The sequence below is a fragment of the Oerskovia sp. NPDC060287 genome, assembly GCF_042726775.1.
Lineage (GTDB): Bacteria > Actinomycetota > Actinomycetes > Actinomycetales > Cellulomonadaceae > Oerskovia > Oerskovia merdavium.
Genome location: NZ_JBHXBO010000328.1, coordinates 1 through 3,750, shown reverse-complemented (window position 1 = coordinate 3,750; position 3,750 = coordinate 1). Strand labels below are relative to the sequence as shown.

The window sequence follows — 3,750 nt, the reverse complement described above, 5'->3', positions numbered from 1 at the left end:
CCCCTCGGGAGAGGGGCGCCCGCCTGCTGCTCGTCGAACGTCACCCGGCCGCCGCTCAGAGCGCCGAGGCGACGTCGTCGCGGATGCCCGCGAGGGCCGCCGGGAGCGCGGACACATCGGTGCCGCCACCCTGGGCCATGTCGTCCTTGCCGCCGCCGCCGCCGCCGAGCACGCCCGACGCCTTCTTCGCGAGGGCACCGGCCCGCAGGCCCGCCTCGCGCGCCGGCGCGTTGGTGACGATGACGACCTGGGGGCGCTCCTTGCTCACGCCGCCGACCGCGACGACGCTCGGCGCGGAGTCCGCGAGGCGTCCGCGCACGTCGAGCGCGAGCGCGCGCAGGTCGTCGGCCGAGGCGACCTCGCCCGCGTCGTGCACCACGACGCGCGTGGTGCCCACGGTCTCCGCACCGGCCGCGAGGTTCGAGGCAGCAGCCAGGAGCTGGGCCTGGCGCAACGCACCGAGCTCCTTCTCCGCGTCGCGCAGGCGCGAGACGAGCGAGCTCACCCGGTCCGGCAGCTCCTCGGTGCGCACGTTGAGCAGGCCCGTGAGCTGCCCCACCAGGGCGTGCTCCTTGGCCTGGAAGCCGTAGGCCCCGTCACCGACCAGGGCGTCGACGCGGCGCACACCCGAACCGATCGAGGACTCGCCGAGCAGCGTGACCAGGCCGAGCTGGCCGGACTGCTTGACGTGCGTGCCCGCGCACAGCTCGCGCGACCAGTCGCCGCCGATCGAGACGACGCGCACCTGGTCGCCGTACTTCTCGCCGAACAACGCCATGGCGCCCAGCGCCCTGGCCTCGGCGATGGGCATGACCTTGTCCGTGACCTCGAGGTTCTCGGCGAGCTGGGTGTTGACGCGCTCCTCGACCTCGGACAGGACCCCTGCGGGCACGGCGCTCGAGGCGCGGAAGTCGAAGCGGATGCGGCTCGGGGCGTTCTCCGAGCCGGCCTGCGTCGCGTCCTTGCCCAGGGCCTCCTGGATGGACTTGTGGATCATGTGCGTCGCGGTGTGGGCGCGGCTGATCGCCTTGCGGCGCGCCGTGTCGATCTGCGCGGTGCCGGGGTCTCCCAGCGCCACGACACCCTCGACGAGGCGTCCACGATGGACCGAGAAGCCCTTGATGGGGCGCTGCACGTCGTCGACCTCGATGGTCGCGCCGCCGTCGAGCACGATCGTCCCGTGGTCGGCGAGCTGGCCACCGGCCTCGGCGTAGAACGGCGTGCGGTCGAGCACGACCTCGACGTCGGCCGGGGCCGTCGCGGCCGGGGAGGGCACGCCGTCGACCAGGAGGCCCACGACGTTGACCGACGCCGTGGCGTCGGTGTACCCGAGGAACTCCACGGGGCGCGAGAGCTCGCTCTGCAGCGCCTCGTAGGCAGCGGTGTCCACCCCGCCCGTGCGCTTGGCGAGCGCGTCGGCGCGCGCACGCGTGCGCTGCTCCTGCATCAGGGCACGGAACGCCTTCTCGTCCACCTGGACGCCCTGCTCGGCGGCCATCTCGAGGGTCAGGTCGATCGGGAAGCCGTAGGTGTCGTGCAGGGCGAACGCCTGGTCGCCGGGCAGGACGGGCGTGCCGCCCGCCCCGGCCGTGGTCTTGGCGGCCGCGACCGCTGTGTCCAGGATCGTGGTGCCCGAGGTCAGGGTGCGGCGGAACGCCTCCTCCTCGGCGTAGGCGATCTGGGAGATGCGCTCGAAGTCGGTGCCGACCTCCGGGTAGGAGGCCTGCATGGCGTCGCGCGAGACGGGGAACAGCTGGGGCAGCGAGGGGTCCTCGACGCCCAGCAGGCGCATGGCTCGCACCGAGCGGCGCAGCAGCCGGCGCAGGACGTAGCCGCGGCCCTCGTTCGAGGGGCGCACACCGTCGCTGATGATCATGAGGGCCGAGCGGACGTGGTCGGCGACCACGCGCATGCGCACGTCGTCGTCCTGGTTCGCACCGTAGCGCTTGCCCGAGAGCTCCTGGGCCGCGGCGATGACGGGGAAGACCTCGTCGATCTCGTACATGTTGTCGACGCCCTGCAGGACGAACGCGACGCGCTCGAGACCCATGCCGGTGTCGATGTTCTTCTTCGTGAGCTCGCCCAGGATGGGGAAGGACTCCTTGGTCCCGCCGTCCCCGCGCTCGTACTGCATGAAGACGAGGTTCCAGATCTCCAGGAACCGGTCGCCCGCGAGGTCGATCGCGGGGCCGCCGTCGGGGCCGTAGGCCGGGCCGCGGTCGTAGAAGATCTCCGAGCACGGGCCGGCCGGTCCGCGGGCACCCGTGGACCAGTAGTTGGGTCCCATGCCGAGGCCCTGGATGCGCTCGTCCGGCAGACCGGCGATCTTCTTCCAGAGCCGGCGCGCCTCGTCGTCCTCGTGGAAGACGGTCACCCAGATCTTGTCCTCGGGGATGCCGTACCCGCCCTCGTCCTGCGACCGCGTGATGAGGTCCCAGGCGTAGGTGATGGCACCCTCCTTGAAGTAGTCGCCGAACGAGAAGTTCCCGTTCATCTGGAAGAACGTGCCGTGACGCGTGGTCTTGCCCACGTCCTCGATGTCGAGCGTGCGCACGCACTTCTGGACGCTCGTCGCACGCTCCCAGGGCGCGGTCTGCTCGCCCGTCATGTACGGGATGAACGGCACCATGCCCGCGATGGTGAACAGGGTCGACGGGTCCGGCGAGATCAGCGACGCCGAGGGCACGACGGTGTGGTCCTGGGCGGCGAAGTAGTCGAGCCAACGCTTGCGGATCTCGGCGGTACGCATGATGTCCTTCGGAGGTCGGTGATGGAACGGGCCGGGCCCGCCGCTGGGCGGCCGGCACCGGCTAGAACAAGTATGTTCCCGCCGTGCTTCCCTCCCGGGCCGTGCGCGGTGCGCGACGGGCGGAGGTCGGCCGGCGGGGGTGGTCCGGCAGGTGGATCAGTAGAACGAGTACCCCAGGAGGTCCTCGTCGTCGTCGAGGTCGGGGCTGCCCGTCCTCTCGCGCCTGGCGGCGCGGGCCGCTCGCACGTCGTCGGGGTGCGGCTGCCCCTCGGCGAGCAGGGCCGCGAGCAGCTCTGCCTCGCGCGCGTCGCGCGCGGTGCGGAACTCCTCGCGGAAGACCGCGACGAAGCCCGTGGCCTTCTCGCCGAGCGCGTTGACCTGGTCGGTCGCCTGGTCGACGAGCGAGGCGGGCGCGTAGCGCGCGATCACCTGCCGCCCCTTGACCACCACGACGACCGTGATGGCGACGCCGACGCCGACCCAGAAGACCCGTCGCATCAGCGACCGGCCCGCGGGCCCGAGCGCCCCGAGGCGCGAGCGAAGGCCTGGCGCACGCCGTAGGTGAACGCCGCGACCTTGACGAGCGGGGCCCCGAAGGTCGCCGCGTACAGCCCGGTCAGCGCCGAGACGTTCTCGCTGACCTGGGCCGCGGACGTCGTGATCGTGTCGACCTTGACGAGCTGGCTGTTCGTGGTCGCGACCGTGGTCGCGGCCTCGTCGAGGATCGGCACCGAGTGGTCCGTGACCTCCTTGATGCTCACGCGGGCCTCGTCGAGGACCCGGCCGAGCTTGACCAGAGGAACCGCGAGGACCCCGACCAGCAGCACGAATGCGATGGCGGCGATCAGCCCGGCCACATCTCCTACGGACATCTCCTGCTCCTCCTTCGATGGCGCGACGCGACGAGCGGCACGCCTCGCGAAACCTTACCCGGATGCACGAACGCCCCGCTCCCCGTCGAAGCGGTGAGCGAGGCGTTCGTGCACGGCGCGCGGCAGCAG

General features: G+C 71.9%; 3 protein-coding genes. All 3 read right to left on the bottom strand.

Going from position 1 to position 3,750, the window contains the following annotated elements; genetic code table 11:
* Nucleotides 1-55: 55 nt before the first annotated feature.
* Nucleotides 56-2,749 (bottom strand): alanine--tRNA ligase, encoded by a 2,694-nt coding sequence (alaS, locus tag ACFWFR_RS18355; RefSeq protein ID WP_377624033.1) that lies wholly within the window; start codon nucleotides 2,747-2,749, stop codon nucleotides 56-58.
* Between the two features lie 156 nt (nucleotides 2,750-2,905).
* On the bottom strand, nucleotides 2,906-3,247 hold the full coding sequence (locus ACFWFR_RS18350) for a hypothetical protein (RefSeq protein ID WP_191802533.1): 342 nt from the start codon (nucleotides 3,245-3,247) through the stop codon (nucleotides 2,906-2,908).
* The gene (locus tag ACFWFR_RS18345) at nucleotides 3,247-3,621 is read right to left on the bottom strand and encodes a DUF948 domain-containing protein (RefSeq protein ID WP_056652045.1); all 375 of its coding nucleotides are present in this window, start codon (nucleotides 3,619-3,621) and stop codon (nucleotides 3,247-3,249) included. The genes ACFWFR_RS18350 and ACFWFR_RS18345 overlap by 1 nt, the downstream gene beginning before the upstream one ends.
* Between the last annotated feature and the right edge of the window lie 129 nt (nucleotides 3,622-3,750).